The sequence below is a fragment of the Pseudoalteromonas sp. Cn5-37 genome, assembly GCF_021532495.1.
Lineage (GTDB): Bacteria > Pseudomonadota > Gammaproteobacteria > Enterobacterales > Alteromonadaceae > Pseudoalteromonas > Pseudoalteromonas simplex.
The window spans coordinates 181,978-196,904 of sequence record NZ_JAKGBA010000002.1 but is presented as its reverse complement, the minus strand read 5'-3'; the positions used below and the strand labels follow the sequence as shown (position 1 = coordinate 196,904).

15 protein-coding genes are annotated in these 14,927 nt (G+C 41.6%); 4 read left to right on the top strand and 11 right to left on the bottom strand.

Going from position 1 to position 14,927, the window contains the following annotated elements:
- Positions 1-4 precede the first annotated feature (4 nt).
- Positions 5-487 (bottom strand): DUF2947 domain-containing protein, encoded by a 483-nt coding sequence (locus L1266_RS05685; RefSeq protein ID WP_054551137.1) that lies wholly within the window; start codon positions 485-487, stop codon positions 5-7.
- A 63-nt stretch (positions 488-550) separates the two neighbouring features.
- On the opposite strand from L1266_RS05685, the gene L1266_RS05680 reads away from it, so the two are divergent.
- The 3 genes from L1266_RS05680 to L1266_RS05670 are packed head-to-tail and all read left to right on the top strand — an operon-like array spanning position 551 to position 2,874.
- Positions 551-784, top strand: a complete 234-nt coding sequence (locus L1266_RS05680) for a DUF1653 domain-containing protein (RefSeq protein WP_419177722.1) — start codon at positions 551-553, stop codon at positions 782-784.
- A gap of 52 nt (positions 785-836) precedes the next feature.
- The gene (locus tag L1266_RS05675; protein WP_138618538.1) at positions 837-1,685 is read left to right on the top strand and encodes an AAA family ATPase; all 849 of its coding nucleotides are present in this window, start codon (positions 837-839) and stop codon (positions 1,683-1,685) included.
- A gap of 1 nt (position 1,686) precedes the next feature.
- Positions 1,687-2,874 (top strand): vWA domain-containing protein, encoded by a 1,188-nt coding sequence (locus L1266_RS05670; RefSeq protein WP_138618536.1) that lies wholly within the window; start codon positions 1,687-1,689, stop codon positions 2,872-2,874.
- Positions 2,875-2,908: 34 nt separating this feature from the next.
- Here L1266_RS05670 and L1266_RS05665 read toward each other — a convergent pair whose 3' ends face one another.
- The 8 genes from L1266_RS05665 to tkt form a co-directional block, all read right to left on the bottom strand.
- Complete coding sequence (locus L1266_RS05665) at positions 2,909-5,086, bottom strand: putative Ig domain-containing protein (RefSeq protein ID WP_166340601.1); 2,178 nt, start codon at positions 5,084-5,086, stop codon at positions 2,909-2,911.
- A gap of 182 nt (positions 5,087-5,268) precedes the next feature.
- Positions 5,269-6,501: an NRAMP family divalent metal transporter gene (locus tag L1266_RS05660; RefSeq protein ID WP_235377063.1), complete on the bottom strand. Its 1,233-nt coding sequence runs from the start codon at positions 6,499-6,501 to the stop codon at positions 5,269-5,271.
- A 340-nt stretch (positions 6,502-6,841) separates the two neighbouring features.
- Entirely contained in the window at positions 6,842-7,198 is a 357-nt protein-coding gene (gene hpf, locus L1266_RS05655; protein WP_054551132.1) for a ribosome hibernation-promoting factor, HPF/YfiA family, read from the bottom strand.
- A gap of 182 nt (positions 7,199-7,380) precedes the next feature.
- Positions 7,381-7,692, bottom strand: a complete 312-nt coding sequence (gene ppnP, locus L1266_RS05650; RefSeq protein WP_054551131.1) for a pyrimidine/purine nucleoside phosphorylase — start codon at positions 7,690-7,692, stop codon at positions 7,381-7,383.
- A gap of 89 nt (positions 7,693-7,781) precedes the next feature.
- Positions 7,782-8,108 (bottom strand): hypothetical protein, encoded by a 327-nt coding sequence (locus L1266_RS05645; protein ID WP_235377062.1) that lies wholly within the window; start codon positions 8,106-8,108, stop codon positions 7,782-7,784.
- Between the two features lie 173 nt (positions 8,109-8,281).
- On the bottom strand, positions 8,282-8,767 hold the full coding sequence (locus L1266_RS05640) for a winged helix-turn-helix domain-containing protein (RefSeq protein ID WP_235377061.1): 486 nt from the start codon (positions 8,765-8,767) through the stop codon (positions 8,282-8,284).
- Positions 8,721-8,957 (bottom strand): hypothetical protein, encoded by a 237-nt coding sequence (locus L1266_RS05635; RefSeq protein ID WP_235377060.1) that lies wholly within the window; start codon positions 8,955-8,957, stop codon positions 8,721-8,723. Before L1266_RS05635 ends, L1266_RS05640 begins: the two co-directional genes overlap by 47 nt.
- 264 nt (positions 8,958-9,221) lie before the next feature.
- Positions 9,222-11,213: a transketolase gene (gene tkt / locus L1266_RS05630; protein ID WP_235377059.1), complete on the bottom strand. Its 1,992-nt coding sequence runs from the start codon at positions 11,211-11,213 to the stop codon at positions 9,222-9,224.
- A gap of 266 nt (positions 11,214-11,479) precedes the next feature.
- Between tkt and metK the strand changes: the two genes are divergently transcribed.
- Positions 11,480-12,631, top strand: a complete 1,152-nt coding sequence (metK, locus tag L1266_RS05625) for a methionine adenosyltransferase (protein WP_054551125.1) — start codon at positions 11,480-11,482, stop codon at positions 12,629-12,631.
- Between the two features lie 41 nt (positions 12,632-12,672).
- On the opposite strand, the gene L1266_RS05620 is transcribed toward metK, so the two are convergent.
- Both L1266_RS05620 and L1266_RS05615 read right to left on the bottom strand, forming a co-directional pair.
- The gene (locus tag L1266_RS05620; RefSeq protein ID WP_171041494.1) at positions 12,673-13,284 is read right to left on the bottom strand and encodes an START domain-containing protein; all 612 of its coding nucleotides are present in this window, start codon (positions 13,282-13,284) and stop codon (positions 12,673-12,675) included.
- A 37-nt stretch (positions 13,285-13,321) separates the two neighbouring features.
- Positions 13,322-14,842 carry a CYTH and CHAD domain-containing protein gene (locus L1266_RS05615; RefSeq protein ID WP_054551123.1) on the bottom strand — a complete coding sequence of 507 codons (1,521 nt, stop codon included), beginning with the start codon at positions 14,840-14,842 and terminating at the stop codon, positions 13,322-13,324.
- Between the last annotated feature and the right edge of the window lie 85 nt (positions 14,843-14,927).

The following is a 14,927-nucleotide window of genomic DNA, read 5'->3' as shown; positions in this document are numbered from 1 at the left end:
AGCGCTACTTTACTGCGCCTTTTTTACCCAATTTTGCGTTACCAGTTTCTAAAAACTGCACCACCGCATCACGCTTTTTACCTAGTAACAAACTACCATCAGCTAAAAACATAAAGTTTTGCCAACAACGCTTAAAAACGGCAAAGCTGGTTTCAATGATATTGTCGCGAGCCATACAAAAATAAACAGTGGTATTAGCTTCCCACGCTAAGTGGTTTAGGATTTCTTCTGGTAACTGCTCATCACCCGCTTCCCAAGCGTTTTCCCAATTAATAGTCTCTGAAAAGCTGTCGTCTTTGCCGCACCAATCTGTTTTATCAAAAAAGTCAGGGTGATCATGTTCGCGGCTCACCATAGTAGTCCATAAGACCGCAGCGCGTTCAACGCTCATTGGTTTTATTTGCGCTGCGTCTTCGCTGCTTATCGGCATATCTTTATGACGAAAAACCCAGGCTTTTTTGTATTCATCTAACGAAATATAATTCATAGTTTAGGCAGTTTGTTTCAGCGTAAAATGTGCAAACTGCAATTATACCCAAATGACTCCAAGATGCGAGATAAACACATGACAATCAAACCCGGTATTTACCAACATTACAAAGGCCCAAAATACAAAGTTGAATATATTGCTACCCACAGCGAAACGAATGAGCCACTGGTAATTTATCAAGCGCTATATGGCGAATTTGGTATGTGGGCACGCCCACTTAGTATGTTTACAGAAACAGTTACTGTAGAGGGTAAAACAGTACCGCGTTTTGCATACCTTTCAGACGCCGACTAACTGTGGCATCATGACGTTATTAATCACTGCTCAGACCAGATAAGGTGACATCGTGCTTTTTAATTCAACCGATAACTACATTGCCAGTAACTCATTAAAACAAGCGGTTAACGCAGCAATATTGCTCGAAAAACCCCTGCTAATTAAAGGTGAACCTGGCACAGGTAAAACCATGCTGGCCGAGGAGCTTGCTAAAAGCTTAGACACCACGCTAATTCAATGGCATATCAAATCAACCACTAAAGCGCAGCAAGGCCTGTATGAATATGATGCGGTATCGCGCCTTCGCGATAGCCAGTTAGGTGATGAGCGTGTGCACGATATCAGCAACTACATTGTAAAAGGGAAATTATGGCAAGCCTTTACCTATGGTGAGCAACATAACAAGCGCCCTGTGCTATTGATTGATGAAATAGACAAAGCCGATATTGAATTTCCCAACGACTTGCTATTAGAGCTCGATAAAATGGAGTTTCATGTTTATGAGACTGGCGAGCGCGTGGTTGCAAAGCAGCGTCCGATTGTGATCATTACGTCAAATAACGAAAAAGAACTGCCAGACGCCTTTTTACGTCGTTGTTTTTTCCATTACATTGATTTTCCAAGTAGTGAAGAAATGGCACAAATTATCGATGTACATCACCCGCATGTTAAACAAGATTTAGTTCGCCAAGCACTTGAGGTGTTCTTTAATCTACGTGACGTAAATGGCATTAAGAAAAAGCCATCAACCAGCGAACTACTCGATTGGTTAAAGCTACTGATGGCCGAAGATATAGACGCTAAAACACTGCATGATAAAAGCCAAAAAGGCGGCTTAATGCCCATGTTTGGCGCACTATTAAAGAACGAGCAAGACATTAGCTTAATCGAAAAACTTGCGTTTATGAGCCGCCGTTAAGATGTTAATTGCGTTTTTCTTTAAGCTTCGCGAATACCGCTTACCAGTTAGTTTGCGAGAGCTACTTGATTTGATCAATGCGCTCAAGCAAGGGGTTATTTTTGCTGACGTTGACGCGTTTTATTATTTAGCGCGTACCATCATGGTCAAGGATGAAACCCACTTTGATCGTTTTGATAAAGCCTTTGCAGATTACTTTAGTGGCGTGGCCGACCTTGATCTGCTCGAAAGCTTAAAACAGCAACATGCCTTGCCTGATGATTGGCTACGCAAAGAGTTTGAAAAGCACTTAAGCGAAGAAGAAAAAGCGCAATTACAAGCCATGGGCGGCCTTGATAAACTCATGGAAACCCTCAAGCAACGCCTTGAAGAGCAGCAAAAGCGCCATGCTGGAGGTAATAAGTGGGTAGGTACCGGTGGCACTTCGCCATTTGGCGCCTATGGGTATAACCCTGAAGGTGTGCGCATAGGCCAAGACGGTAACCGACATCGCCGTGCGGTAAAAGTGTGGGATAAGCGCAGCTACCGAAACCTTGATAGTGACCGTGAAATCGGCTCGCGCACCATTAAACTCGCTCTAAAAAAACTGCGTAAATTTGCCCGTACTGGCGCCAGCGACACTCTCGATTTAACCGAAACCATCCGCGCAACCGCAAAACAAGGCGGCATGCTCGATGTGAAAATGGCACCTGAGCGCCACAATGCAGTAAAAGTATTGATGCTATTTGATATCGGCGGTTCAATGGATGATTACATTCATACCTGCGAAGAGCTATTTAGCGCCGCCCACAGCGAGTTTAAACACCTTGAGTTTTACTATTTTCATAACTGTTTATATGAGCATGTTTGGCAAGACAACGAGCGTCGTCACTCAAACATCATTGATACCATGACCTTGATTAACAAGTTCACCAGCGACTACAAGGTGATCTTTGTTGGCGATGCCACCATGGGTCCCTACGAAATCGCCTACCCCGGTGGCAGCGTTGAGCATTGGAATGAAGAGCCCGGTAGCGCTTGGTTAAACCGCATAACCAATCACTTTGATAAAGTCGCTTGGCTCAACCCACAACCCGTTGAACACTGGCGCTATTATCAATCAATTGATTTTATAAAGCAGTTAATGGACAACCGCATGTACCCACTCACGCTAGATGGGATTAGTAATGCGATTAGGGAGTTGAGTTAATAAGCCTCAAGTACCTATTGAGGCTTATTATTAGTTATTTTGCGTAATACTTACCACTAACTAACTTTTTGAACATTTGCTCATAAGGCTGAGCTTTTCTCTGAGTTGAAAACTGACGATTTTGCGCTGAAGTATACAAAATTAAGTCATCTTCAAACTTATTCACTTCGACAATTTCAACAGCCCCTGTTTCACTTACAACCAAATCAAATACATACCACAAATCCTCGACTCCACTACTCGGAGGTGTAAACACACGGCGTTGGTTGTTTATAACAAGCTCTACTTTTGCTGTGGTGCTGTCAATCTCTGGTGTATTTGAATAATTGTGTACTTTATAGGTGTAAGTTCCAGGTAGCGGAAATTCTGGGATTGAAATAACCTCAGGGCCATAACTTGTTATGTCATCAACGTCTAAAAACATAATAATATCGTTTACAGTCGCTGTATCACTACCAAAATAAATATGGAACTGTTCACCTTCTGTCGCTGTTGGGCCCCATAAATGAGAATCTAGATCCGATGGAGTCGCCCCCCAGTTAAGCTTAATTTTGGTAAATACTTCATCTAACACAATACATTCATCAAGAGTTAAATCGGTTAAATTCGTTTCGACAGAGAATGTGCGGCTCAAACCACCTGAAGTTGATGAAATTAAGACGGTACTGTCCATCTTAACAGGAATTGAAAAGTCTCCGTTAACGTCTGTTACAGCAGATGATGACCCGATGTAATCACGTCCTTGGGAGTTCACTAAAGCACCCGCGATTCGATTTTGGTTATTATCTTCTAAGCAACCATGAATAAATACCGTTTCATAAATTCGGTCGGCATTCCAAGTAGTAAAGTGCGAAACGGAACCTGTGTAGAAATTACCTTCTGCGCTGTTAACAAGTTGGGCTTCACCCTCTTTAACCCATAAACCTGTCTGCTCATTGTAATAGTAAAGCGGCACGGTACTCGCTAGCTCTCCTACAGCAGGAATATTGATAATAGCTTGGTTATTTTCAGCAAGATTTAGGGGTTCACCATTTTCATCTTCAAATGTGACAGTTATAGCTCCAAATGATTCGATTGGTTTTATTTCTCCATTCTCATCCGTTGTGAGCATTTCACCCGGCATCAAAGACACATCAACCGCAGGATTAATAATCGTTAACTCTGCGCTCACAGGCCCCGTTACTAGCGAGTTGTCAGCTCTAACTAAACTATTCGCTGGTAGTTCAACCAACACAGCACCTTCTACTTGTAAGTTGCTGGCAATGGTGGGATCAAATGTTACTTGCGCATGTATAGGTTGCAATAAAATATCAGTGGGTAAAGATAAACGTGTTTCGTTTAATAGTGCAGCCATTTCTGCATAACCATTAGCATGACTTGTTATAACCATATGGTTAGTAATTGTTATATCTTGGACTGAAAAAGATACCTCACCGTTACCATCGGTAGTTCCTGTTGCCAATATCCCATTACCATTTGTTATCGATGCGGTTGCGTTAGAGATAGCATCTTCTGTGTAGTAATCTTTAATTCGCGCAGTAACATCTACAAAATATTGAGCATCAAGATTGAAAGACGCGGTTGCAGCACTAGCATTATCTTCACCGCCATCATTTATTTTAATATTTACGTTATATGCTGTTGTTTCAGTATTATTGGCTTGATAGCTTAATAAGCCAGTGTCAGAAACAGCCATGCCTTCAGGACCAGACAATAATGTGAAACTTATCCCACCTTCAATAGTATCATCAGGATCTGTTACATTAAGCTGGTAATTAAATAACTCACCATTTTTGATAATCTGATCTTCGATATCAGCAACCATAGGGGCATCATTGACTGGTGTCACCGTAATTTCGAATATTTGAGTCACCTTATCGTTGTGATTATCACTAACACTTACGATCACCTCACCTGAAGTTAAAACGCCTTCTGTAGGCAGCCACTCAATCTTACCCGTTTGAGATATGGTCATGCCTGTAGGTGCTGTATCTAATGCAAAACTTAACTCAGAGTCGTCGTCTTGAACTAAAACCGTGTAGCTATAGTTTTCGTCTTCAGTTGCAGTAGTTACTGCTTCTGAAGTGATGGTTGGGATAGAATTACCAGATGATGTATCTTTATCATCATTTGAGTCTGATGAGCCACATGCTGTTAAAAAAGCAAAAGCGGGTACGATAACAAAAGGTTTGAGCTTAAATATCCTTTTCATAGGAATTTCCTTATATAGTTACAAATCGAAACATATGTTAACCAAAAAGTACCACTTTTGGCAACACATAAGAAACACCTAATTCTCAAGCTATTTTATTATTGAGTAGTCAAACCTTGAACTTTATAGTTTTGTAGCCTTAAACCACAATATTCCTTACGCATAGTTAAATGCCAAGTAATCTACATTACCTTCCAAACCAAAAACACTAGCGCAAAGCCCACTAAATAAACTAAGCCTAGCCAGCTTAGGGTGCGTAATAAAGGTGAGTGATGAATGCTGGGTTCTGAGCGCACTAAACTAAAGTTCAGCCATGCAAATACAGGAGTGGTTACAAAAGCGAGGGTCATGGCAAAAGTAAGCATTGGGCCAAGGGCTGATTTAAAGAATAAAATCACTGCCATACCTGCAAATGCTTGTAGTAATAACCACATATTTAAACTGTGCTTAGATTGTTTAATCGGTAGCAGTTTATGTGACTCATTTAATGTTCTGGCGTAGCCGTCAAGTACCGTAAGCGTGGTGCCAAACATACATAAAAAAGCGATACCTGAAACCAGTGGCCTTGCCCACTCGCCCATAGTAAGGGCATACATATCAATTAGCTGCTTTGCAAAGGCGACTCCACCTAATTGCACAGCTTGTGCTTGGCCATATTGCACTAATACGCCTAATGAGAAAAACACTAACGCAAGTGCTGCGGTAAGCCAGTAGCCCAAATTAAAATCAAACAAGCCTTGTTGTTTTGTCACTGGTTGTTGGTGCTGCTTTTCTTTTAGCCACAGTGAGCTAATTGCTGATATTTCGATAGGCGCAGGCATCCAGCCCATGAGAGCGACCATAAAGCCGAGCATAGCAAGTTCGTACGGCGACGGCCCCACATAGTCAACTGGCGCCATAGCACCATTATTAATTGCCACTACCAACGCAGCCACAGTTGTAACCGTTAACAGCCCCATAATGAGCTTTGAGACATTATCGAGCGCTTTAAAATGCCCTAACAACAAAATAAGCAAACACACAGCTAAAATCAGCCAGCATAATAAGGTTACAGAAACAGTGACAGGTAATGCATAGTGCAGTAGGCTGGCCGTTAATAATAAAACTCCCGCAGTATTTACTACGGCGGCGACAATATTAAGCGCAATAAAGCTATAGAAATACCCAGGTCCTTTTTGCTTGTAGCCCTCAACTAAACTTTGTTTGGTCGCAAGGGTGTACTCCATACCGAATCGAAAGAATGGATACTTCAATACGTTTACTACAATGATTAGCCAAAATAGCTGCCAGCCAAATAACGACCCAGCCTGTGTTGACGCCACTAAATGTGAACCACCAATGGCGGCTGTGGCCATTAAAATCCCCGGCCCTAAAGCATTTAATTTAGACTGCCAATTTGATACTGCTGATTGCATAAGTTGTGTGTGTTTTATTCTTAGTAACAAGCAACTTACAGCGTTTTAGGTGAGATTGGAAGCTGAGCAAGTTAGCAAGTTAGCAAGTTAGCAAGTTAGCAAGTTAGCAAGTTAGCAAGTTAGCAAGTTAGCAAGTTAGCAAGTTAGCAAGTTAGCAAGTTAGCAAGTTAGCAACACTAGACTGCCAACCACTTGTGTCAAGCCGTTGTTTTTAAAATCTGACTTCTAACGACTGATAGCTGATAGTTAAATATTAAAACCAAAAAAGCCAAGCGTTTCGCAACGGTTGGCTTTTTCAGATTTAGTTTTAAGTCTAGCCGCTTAGGCTAGTGCTCTGTAATTAGCTCAGGTTCATTTCCTGAATGATTTCGTGGGCAATTTCCGGAGTTGTACTGACCGGCTTTTCGTGTAGCTTGGCTTTCATTTGCCCTTTACGATGTTTCAGTGATGCATCGAGTTTTTTTGCAGCACCTGCGATAGCTGGGTACATCACATCATCTTCAGCTTTTACTGATAAACGTGCGCCTTCATAGGTTGTACTAATCTCAGCCTGATACTTATTGTGTTCTTTTGAAAGAATAATATCGAGTGATATTAATGATGGAAAATGGCTAGCAATTTTCGAGAACTTCTCGTTGATATGAGCTCTAACAGCCTCAGTAACGTCAACATGATGACCAGAAATATTAATCTTCATAGGGTATCCTTTTTTCTTGTTACCTCACAGTTAGTATTGGGGGCGAATTGAATTAACACAAGCGAAAATTGCAGATAATTAGTAATTGATTGTAACCACAGATGATTTAGATCATGCGTTTCGGATAAAATATGCAAAAGCCCGCATCACACGGGCTTTTCAGAGAGGTTAACAACTGCTCACTAACTGTACGAACAACAATAATCAGCAAATTCGCTGACCTTTACTAGAAAGGTAACATTTGCATCAACGGTAAAAGACTCTCCAGCTTGCATCGTTTGCCATTCGCTCTCACCGGGTAATAGCACTTGCCAACTGCCACCGTTAAGCTCCATCAACTCTTTTTTGCTCGTAGCAAACTCAAACTCACCCGGTTGCATAAAGCCTAACGTCTTCGTGCTGCCATCAGCAAATACCACAGTCCGGCTAGACACTTTACCGTCAAAATACACATTGGCTTTTTTCAGCACACTTACATTATCAAATTGAGACATCCTCACTCCTGTTGTTTTGTTAAATCTAATCCACCCTGCCCGAATTTTAAGCGTGCAGCAACTGAAGATAATTCAATTAATACTTATATTTAAGCTGGCTTTTTATTATCTTTAATAAACTGAACAAGTAAGAAAACAAAGAAAGTTCCAGGTAGACCAACAATAAACAACAATGGAGTTAATACTCTTGGAGGTGTTCCATTAATGTAAAACTTACCATATAAGAAATTACAAATTAGCCAGCCAGCGAGAATAAGATACGATAACAAGCTCGTATTTTCAGCCTTCAATTCGCAGCTTCCGAAAGCAACTTCGACTAATAAAAGATCGAAAGATATACACTGACTAGTATTTAGTGCGTAAAAAGTAAGTGCTGCCATAGATATTAAAGCGATGGCTGTAACGATGTATTTCATGGTCATTTCCTTATTAAATTAAAAGTAAAAAGAAGCAAGCAACTGCCTCTGTCATTTCAATTTAAATGACTCTGAAAATTACACCATAATTTAGCCATTACTTAATCATCACTTACTTATAACCAAAGTTATAACTATAATCACACCAACAATAACACCAATAAATCAATAAGTTAGCTAAAAACTTCAGCTATGAATTGATACCCTCTTTTCATCTGGGACTTTATATATTTAGGGTTTTTTGTATCAGTATCTGAAAAGGCATTTCGCAACTTACTAATTACTCGGCGAATAGCAGTGTCGGTGACTATTTGATTTTGCCAAACATTGCTGTGTAGCTCTTCTAAGCTGACGACTCTAGGTTGTTGCTCTATTAAATAGCTAAGTACTTGCATCATTTTTGGTTCTAAATAAGTTACTTGCTCATCTTTTGAAATGCTTTTTTCTTCGTAATTAAATGTATATTCACCGATCATCAAAGTGCTTTGGTCTGAAAGAGAAAAGCTTTTTTCCTCTACTTCTTGAGTATCTTCTTGCTCACTTTTTCTCAATACTTTTTTATAATTTCTACTAATTAACTTAAAGCTGTGAGTCACTAAAAGAACAATTGGGCTAAGTGGTAGAGAGAGAATAAAAAAGTAAAGATAGTAAGTAAGCATTAACCTTGCTTTTTACTAATAACTGCCCAAATAAAACAACCGCAAGCACCCATAAAATAAATGGTAAATCGATACTAATACTTTCAAGATCGTCTCCACAAACACCCACTCGAAAAAACGACATATCAAAACATAAAGCAAAGCTATTAAAACTAGCTAACAGTAAAGCCAGCATATACAACCATTTCATTTTCATTCCTTAAATATTACTTTGACTGGACGATAATATAGCAGAAAGCCACTATTAACCAATCCCTTATAATACATAGGGAAAGCTTAACAATTTGCATGATGTGATAATTGAAGATCGTACTTGAGCACGCCACGAGGAGTAAGGTTTATGTGCTAGCAAATGTGTTGGGTTTCACTCCGTTCTACCCAACCTACCAGTCAAACACAAAAAAGCCCGCGCTGTGCTATACAGGGCGGGCTTTTAAATTTTAGCGGCTTAAGCTTAGAACAAAGCGTTTGCTTTGTTTACGATGTTTTCAACAGTGAAACCAAAGTGCTTGAATAGCTCGCCTGCAGGTGCTGACTCACCGAATGTCGTCATACCAACTACTGCACCATTTAGACTTACGTATTTGTACCAGTAGTCTGCGATGCCCGCTTCGATTGCTACGCGGCGTGTAACGCTTGCTGGTAGTACGCTTTCTTTATACGCGGCGTCTTGCTCATCAAATAAATCAGTTGAAGGCATAGATACCACGCGTACTTTTTTACCTTGTGAACGAAGTTCTGCAGCGGCATCTTGTGCAAGCTGTACTTCAGAACCTGTTGCAATAAGGATAAGCTCTGGCTCACCGTCACAGCTAAGTACGTAACCACCTTTTTTCACATCGGCTAACTGTTGTGCAGTACGCGTTTGTTGCTCAAGGCCTTGACGAGTGAAAATGAGTGACGTTGGGCCATCTTTACGCTCAATAGCTTGTTGCCATGCAATCGCTGACTCAACTTGGTCACATGGACGCCAGTTCACTAGGTTAGGCGTTAAACGCATGCTTGCGATCTGCTCTACCGGTTGGTGCGTTGGACCATCTTCACCTAAACCAATTGAATCGTGCGTGTATACGAAGATACTTGGTTGTTTCATTAGTGCCGCCATACGTACTGCGTTACGTGCGTATTCCATGAACATTAAGAATGTAGCACCGTAAGGAATAAAGCCTTTATGCAGTGCAATACCATTCATAATCGCTGACATACCAAATTCACGTACGCCGTAGAAAATGTAGTTACCGCTTGCATCGTTTGCTTCTAGGCCTTTTGAGCCATCCCAAAGTGTTAAGTTAGAACCAGCAAGGTCAGCAGAGCCACCCATGAATTCTGGTAGTAACGGACCAAACGCGTTTAATGCATTTTGTGATGCTTTACGTGTTGCAGGGTTTGCAGGGTTTGCTTGTAGCTCTTCGATGTAAGCTTGTGACTTTTCAGCCCAATCTGCCGGTAGCTCACCGTTTGTACGGCGCTTAAACTCAGCAGCAAGTTCAGGGTATGCACTTTCATAAGCTGCAAATTTTTCGTCCCAGCTTGCTTCTAGTTGCTTACCTTTTTCTTTACCATCCCACTCGCTATAGATATCAGCAGGGATTTCGAATGCATCGCCAGTCCAACCAAGGAATTCACGAGATGCTTTAATTTCGTCTTCACCTAGTGGTGCACCGTGACAATCATGGCTACCTGATTTATTAGGTGAACCATAACCAATCACTGTTTTACAACAGATTAATGATGGCTTATCAGTAATGCTACGCGCTTCTTCGATAGCGGCGCGAATTGCATCAGGGTTATGACCATCAACATCGCTAACTACGTGCCAGCCGTATGCTTTGAAGCGCGCTGGTGTGTCATCGCTGAACCAACCTTCTACTTCACCATCAATTGAGATGCCGTTGTCATCCCAAAACGCAACTAGTTTACCTAGGCCTAATGTACCGGCTAATGAACAGGCTTCGTGTGAAATACCTTCCATTAAGCAGCCATCACCCATGAATGCATACGTGAAGTGATCAACAATATCGTGGCCTTCACGGTTAAACTGTGCAGCTAGCGCTTTTTCGGCAATTGCCATGCCCACTGCATTTGTGATCCCTTGACCTAATGGACCCGTAGTAGTCTCAATACCTGGTGCATATCCATACTCTGGGTGACCCGGTGTTTTTGAGTGCATTTGACGGAAGTTTTTAATTTCCTCTAGTGGTAAGTCATAGCCACTTAAGTGCAGTAGAGAATAGATCAGCATTGAACCGTGGCCATTCGAAAGAATAAATCGATCTCGGTCTGCCCACTCTGGATTCGTTGGATTGTGCTTTAGATAATCGCGCCATAGTACTTCTGCGATATCTGCCATGCCCATAGGGGCGCCAGGGTGACCAGATTTGGCCTGTTGTACTGCGTCCATTGATAAGACGCGAATAGCATTTGCAAGTTCTTTGCGTGATGGCATGAATTCTCCTACCTTTATGTATTTGCGCTGGTTGTTTATGAAGCCCCATTCTTACTTATTGTAAGGGTACAGTGCAATTAAAAATCCGCATTAAATGCACCATTTATGGGCGTTTGTTAAGAACAATACGTTATTACTAATTTTAAATGGACGTCTAGGCGTAAAATTACTATGCAAACATATTTGTTTTAGATAAAATACGCCCCTTAATTTTTTAGCGCTATTACCGACGTTTGTGAAGCGCAATATTTGTGAGCAGAAATACAATGGCAAAACATTTATTTACTTCTGAATCTGTTTCTGAAGGTCATCCGGATAAAATCGCGGACCAAATCTCTGACGCGGTTCTAGATGCTATCTTAGAGCAAGATTCTCATGCCCGTGTTGCATGTGAGACTTACGTTAAAACTGGCATGGTGATGGTTGGTGGTGAAATCACAACTAGCGCTTGGGTTGATATCGAAGAAATCACACGTAAAACAGTACGTGAAATCGGTTACACACACTCAGACATGGGTTTCGATGCTGACTCTTGTGCAATCCTAAACACTATCGGTAAACAATCTCCAGACATCAACCAAGGTGTTGACCGTGCTCGCCCTGAAGAGCAAGGCGCTGGTGACCAAGGTCTAATGTTCGGTTACGCATGTAATGAAACTGACGTTTTAATGCCTGCACCAATCACTTACTCACACCGTCTAGTTCAGCGCCAAGCTGAAGTTCGCAAAAGCGGTGAGCTTAACTGGTTACGCCCAGATGCAAAATCTCAAGTAACGTTTGCATACGAAAATGGTAAGCCTGTTGGTATTGATGCAGTTGTTCTTTCAACTCAACACTGTGATTCAATCTCACAAAACGACTTAGTTGAAGCGGTAATGGAAACGATCATTAAGCCAGTTCTTCCAGCTGAGCTTATCTCTAGCGCAACTAAGTTCTTCATCAACCCAACTGGCCGTTTCGTAATCGGTGGCCCAATGGGTGACTGTGGTCTTACAGGTCGTAAAATCATCGTTGATACATACGGTGGTATGGCTCGTCACGGTGGTGGTGCTTTCTCAGGTAAAGATCCATCAAAAGTTGACCGTTCAGCGGCATATGCTGCTCGTTACGTTGCTAAAAACGTGGTTGCTGCAGGCCTTGCTGACAAATGTGAGCTACAAGTTTCTTACGCTATCGGTGTTGCAGAGCCAACATCTATCAGCATCGAGACATTTGGTACAGGTAAATTAGAAGAAGCGCGTCTAATCGAATTAGTACGTGAGCACTTCGACCTACGTCCTTACGGCTTAATCCAAATGCTTGATCTTGAGCGTCCTATCTATCAACCGACTGCGGCTTATGGTCACTTCGGTCGTGATGAGTTCCCTTGGGAGCGTACAGACAAAGCAGACGCACTTCGCGCAGCTGCTGGCCTGTAATAGGTTAGATAAAATGAAAAAAGCGCCTTTTGGCGCTTTTTTTATGAACACGAACCTAACTGACTTATTAAGTTATCTCGCGAGAACTGATTATTGGTTAATTGCTCTGTCAGTGCTTGTAGCGTTTTATAAACGCTCTTTAGCGATACCTTATTGCTCAACCAATGCGGGATTGAGCCACCCGGATCAGCATAGGCCTGATGGCTTACCAATAAATTACTTTGCTGCTCTTCTAAACGCCAATAAGCCCTGAGCTCTTTAATACGCACAACCCCAGAGACTTCTGCTTTAGCGTATGGCTGACTGATAATTTTTAGCTCTGTTTTATGTTCACCTAAGGCATGATAACAAGAGTAACTCACCAAATCGCGATCTAACACCGGCCAAGGCGAGTTAAAGTGAGTGTAAACAAGGGTTTCTGAGGGGCTTAAGCGCTCCATTAAAGTCACGCTTTTAACATTTTCGAGCCAATTGGGCGCGTTGTCGGTATCACTTAACAGCGCCATAAAGTCACTGGCCTTAGCATTTTTTACCAGCACAGAAGCATTAATTTCTATAATGCCAGTTTCGTGCTTTTTATAGCTAACCTTTATATCGTCTTGCTGTTTGTAGGTTTGCCATTCAATAGGGTTAGCCACTGCCGAGAGACTCAAACATGCTAACCCTACCCATAGGCACAAGCGCATTTATTTAAAACCAATAAGGGTCTGTATTAAATGACGCGTGGCGACTTTGCTCCATTGCACTGACCAAAAACTCTGACTTTTGATCAAGCCATGATTGAATTTTTGTTAGCTCTAAGTCGTCTTGCCCTGCACATAACTGCTTTAAGTACTCAAGGGTGCTTAACTCATAAATACCATGAGAGATATCAACCCACGGCATACGAAACTCGTTTCGATCTTCTTTATCGAACAAAGCGCCTAAGCAGTTGCCGCTGAGTAATGAGTTTTCAAGGCGGGTGCGCAGTGCCAAATAGTCTTTATCTGTAAACACTTGCTGCTCAGGAATAAGTTCGTGCATATCGTGCCAATCTTTAGCAAATAAACGCTTAGCAATATCGGCAACAGGTTTTTCAGCAGCTTGAAACTCAGTTTGCCCCCATGACTTACGCCATTGTTTTTCAATCAACCAGGTTGTTAACTGTAATAATAAGCGATTGTATCGGGTGCTATGGAAAAGTTTTTCGATATCTTCAATGCTTGGCTGCAACTCTTTTAAGTCATTAATAACTTGAGTGAGCTCAGGCGCACTGTTGATTTTTTTGTAGTACGCGTGGCGCTTAGATGTGTAGGTTTTTAGCTGAATAGCATTTTCAACCCATGCTAATTCGCTTAATAACCACTTTAATTCTGTACGTAATGAGTCGGTATCGTCTTTACTAACAATATCGTCAAACAGCCAAAATGTATGGCGAATTAAACGAATACCGTCGGTGACACGCTTAAGGGTTTTTAAGCTTGGTTTTATGAAGTAGCAGGCTTCATGTTTTTGTACAAAGCGAATCGCGTAGTTAATGCTTTCTACTAAGGCTTGTTCTTGGGTTGCACCACGTTTTAGTGGCACAAAGCCAATTGATTTGCTTGCTTTTAATGGTTTGTCATCTGCAAGACGATAACCTCGAGCAGCTTTAGAATAAAGCCCTAAGCGAACATGGCTTTCACTTACCAGTTTATCTGCCAAAGCAAACAACTCATTGCGACTACCTTCAATCAGTTCGATTTCAAGTTCAGAGATTGGCTCAACTTGGCCCGATGCCGCCACTTCACCTTTATCTAATACCACTTCAATTTTTGCGCCATTTTCGGTTTCGAGTAACCAAGTACGGCGTATAAAGTTAGTGCTAAAAATTGGGTATAGGTTTTCTGCGATGGCAGGCACTTGCATACCATGCGGCCAAATAGCAGCATCAAATGCAAGTAAATCAGGGCGATTACCTGACAGTGGCAAATTGTATTCAGGGCGCTGATGTAAGCCACCAACCACTTCGCCAGCAAGCTTGATGGTTTGCTCACACTCACCATCACAACAGCGAGTACGAAGGCCAATATCTAAAGCACGTAATTCTCGGCTTGGCGTATCGTAATAAGCATTTTGTAAGTTGCGTGACGGTTTATTGGTAACGGTTTTTGCAAATTGGGTAATTAATGCGGGGATCAGTGGAACAACGGCATCTGACACCAAAAACTTCAGTTCTATCTCAGTATCCATTCGCTTTGCGGAGTACATTTAAAATAAATAAGTGATCAAAATAAACAAAGCAGACTGTTAATGCAAATTTTTTCCTGTTTTTTGC

Bases quoted from the DNA above. Each gene is read 5' to 3' on its own strand.
- L1266_RS05685 (WP_054551137.1), bottom strand. From the start codon at position 487: ATGAATTATATTTCGTTAGATGAATACAAAAAAGCCTGGGTTTTTCGT.
- L1266_RS05680 (WP_419177722.1), top strand. From the start codon at position 551: ATGCGAGATAAACACATGACAATCAAACCCGGTATTTACCAACATTAC.
- L1266_RS05670 (WP_138618536.1), top strand. From the start codon at position 1,687: ATGTTAATTGCGTTTTTCTTTAAGCTTCGCGAATACCGCTTACCAGTT.
- L1266_RS05665 (WP_166340601.1), bottom strand. From the start codon at position 5,086: ATGAAAAGGATATTTAAGCTCAAACCTTTTGTTATCGTACCCGCTTTT.
- L1266_RS05660 (WP_235377063.1), bottom strand. From the start codon at position 6,501: ATGCAATCAGCAGTATCAAATTGGCAGTCTAAATTAAATGCTTTAGGG.
- hpf (WP_054551132.1), bottom strand. From the start codon at position 7,198: ATGAAGATTAATATTTCTGGTCATCATGTTGACGTTACTGAGGCTGTT.
- ppnP (WP_054551131.1), bottom strand. From the start codon at position 7,692: ATGTCTCAATTTGATAATGTAAGTGTGCTGAAAAAAGCCAATGTGTAT.
- L1266_RS05645 (WP_235377062.1), bottom strand. From the start codon at position 8,108: ATGAAATACATCGTTACAGCCATCGCTTTAATATCTATGGCAGCACTT.
- L1266_RS05640 (WP_235377061.1), bottom strand. From the start codon at position 8,767: ATGCTTACTTACTATCTTTACTTTTTTATTCTCTCTCTACCACTTAGC.
- L1266_RS05635 (WP_235377060.1), bottom strand. From the start codon at position 8,957: ATGAAATGGTTGTATATGCTGGCTTTACTGTTAGCTAGTTTTAATAGC.
- tkt (WP_235377059.1), bottom strand. From the start codon at position 11,213: ATGCCATCACGCAAAGAACTTGCAAATGCTATTCGCGTCTTATCAATG.
- metK (WP_054551125.1), top strand. From the start codon at position 11,480: ATGGCAAAACATTTATTTACTTCTGAATCTGTTTCTGAAGGTCATCCG.
- L1266_RS05615 (WP_054551123.1), bottom strand. From the start codon at position 14,842: ATGGATACTGAGATAGAACTGAAGTTTTTGGTGTCAGATGCCGTTGTT.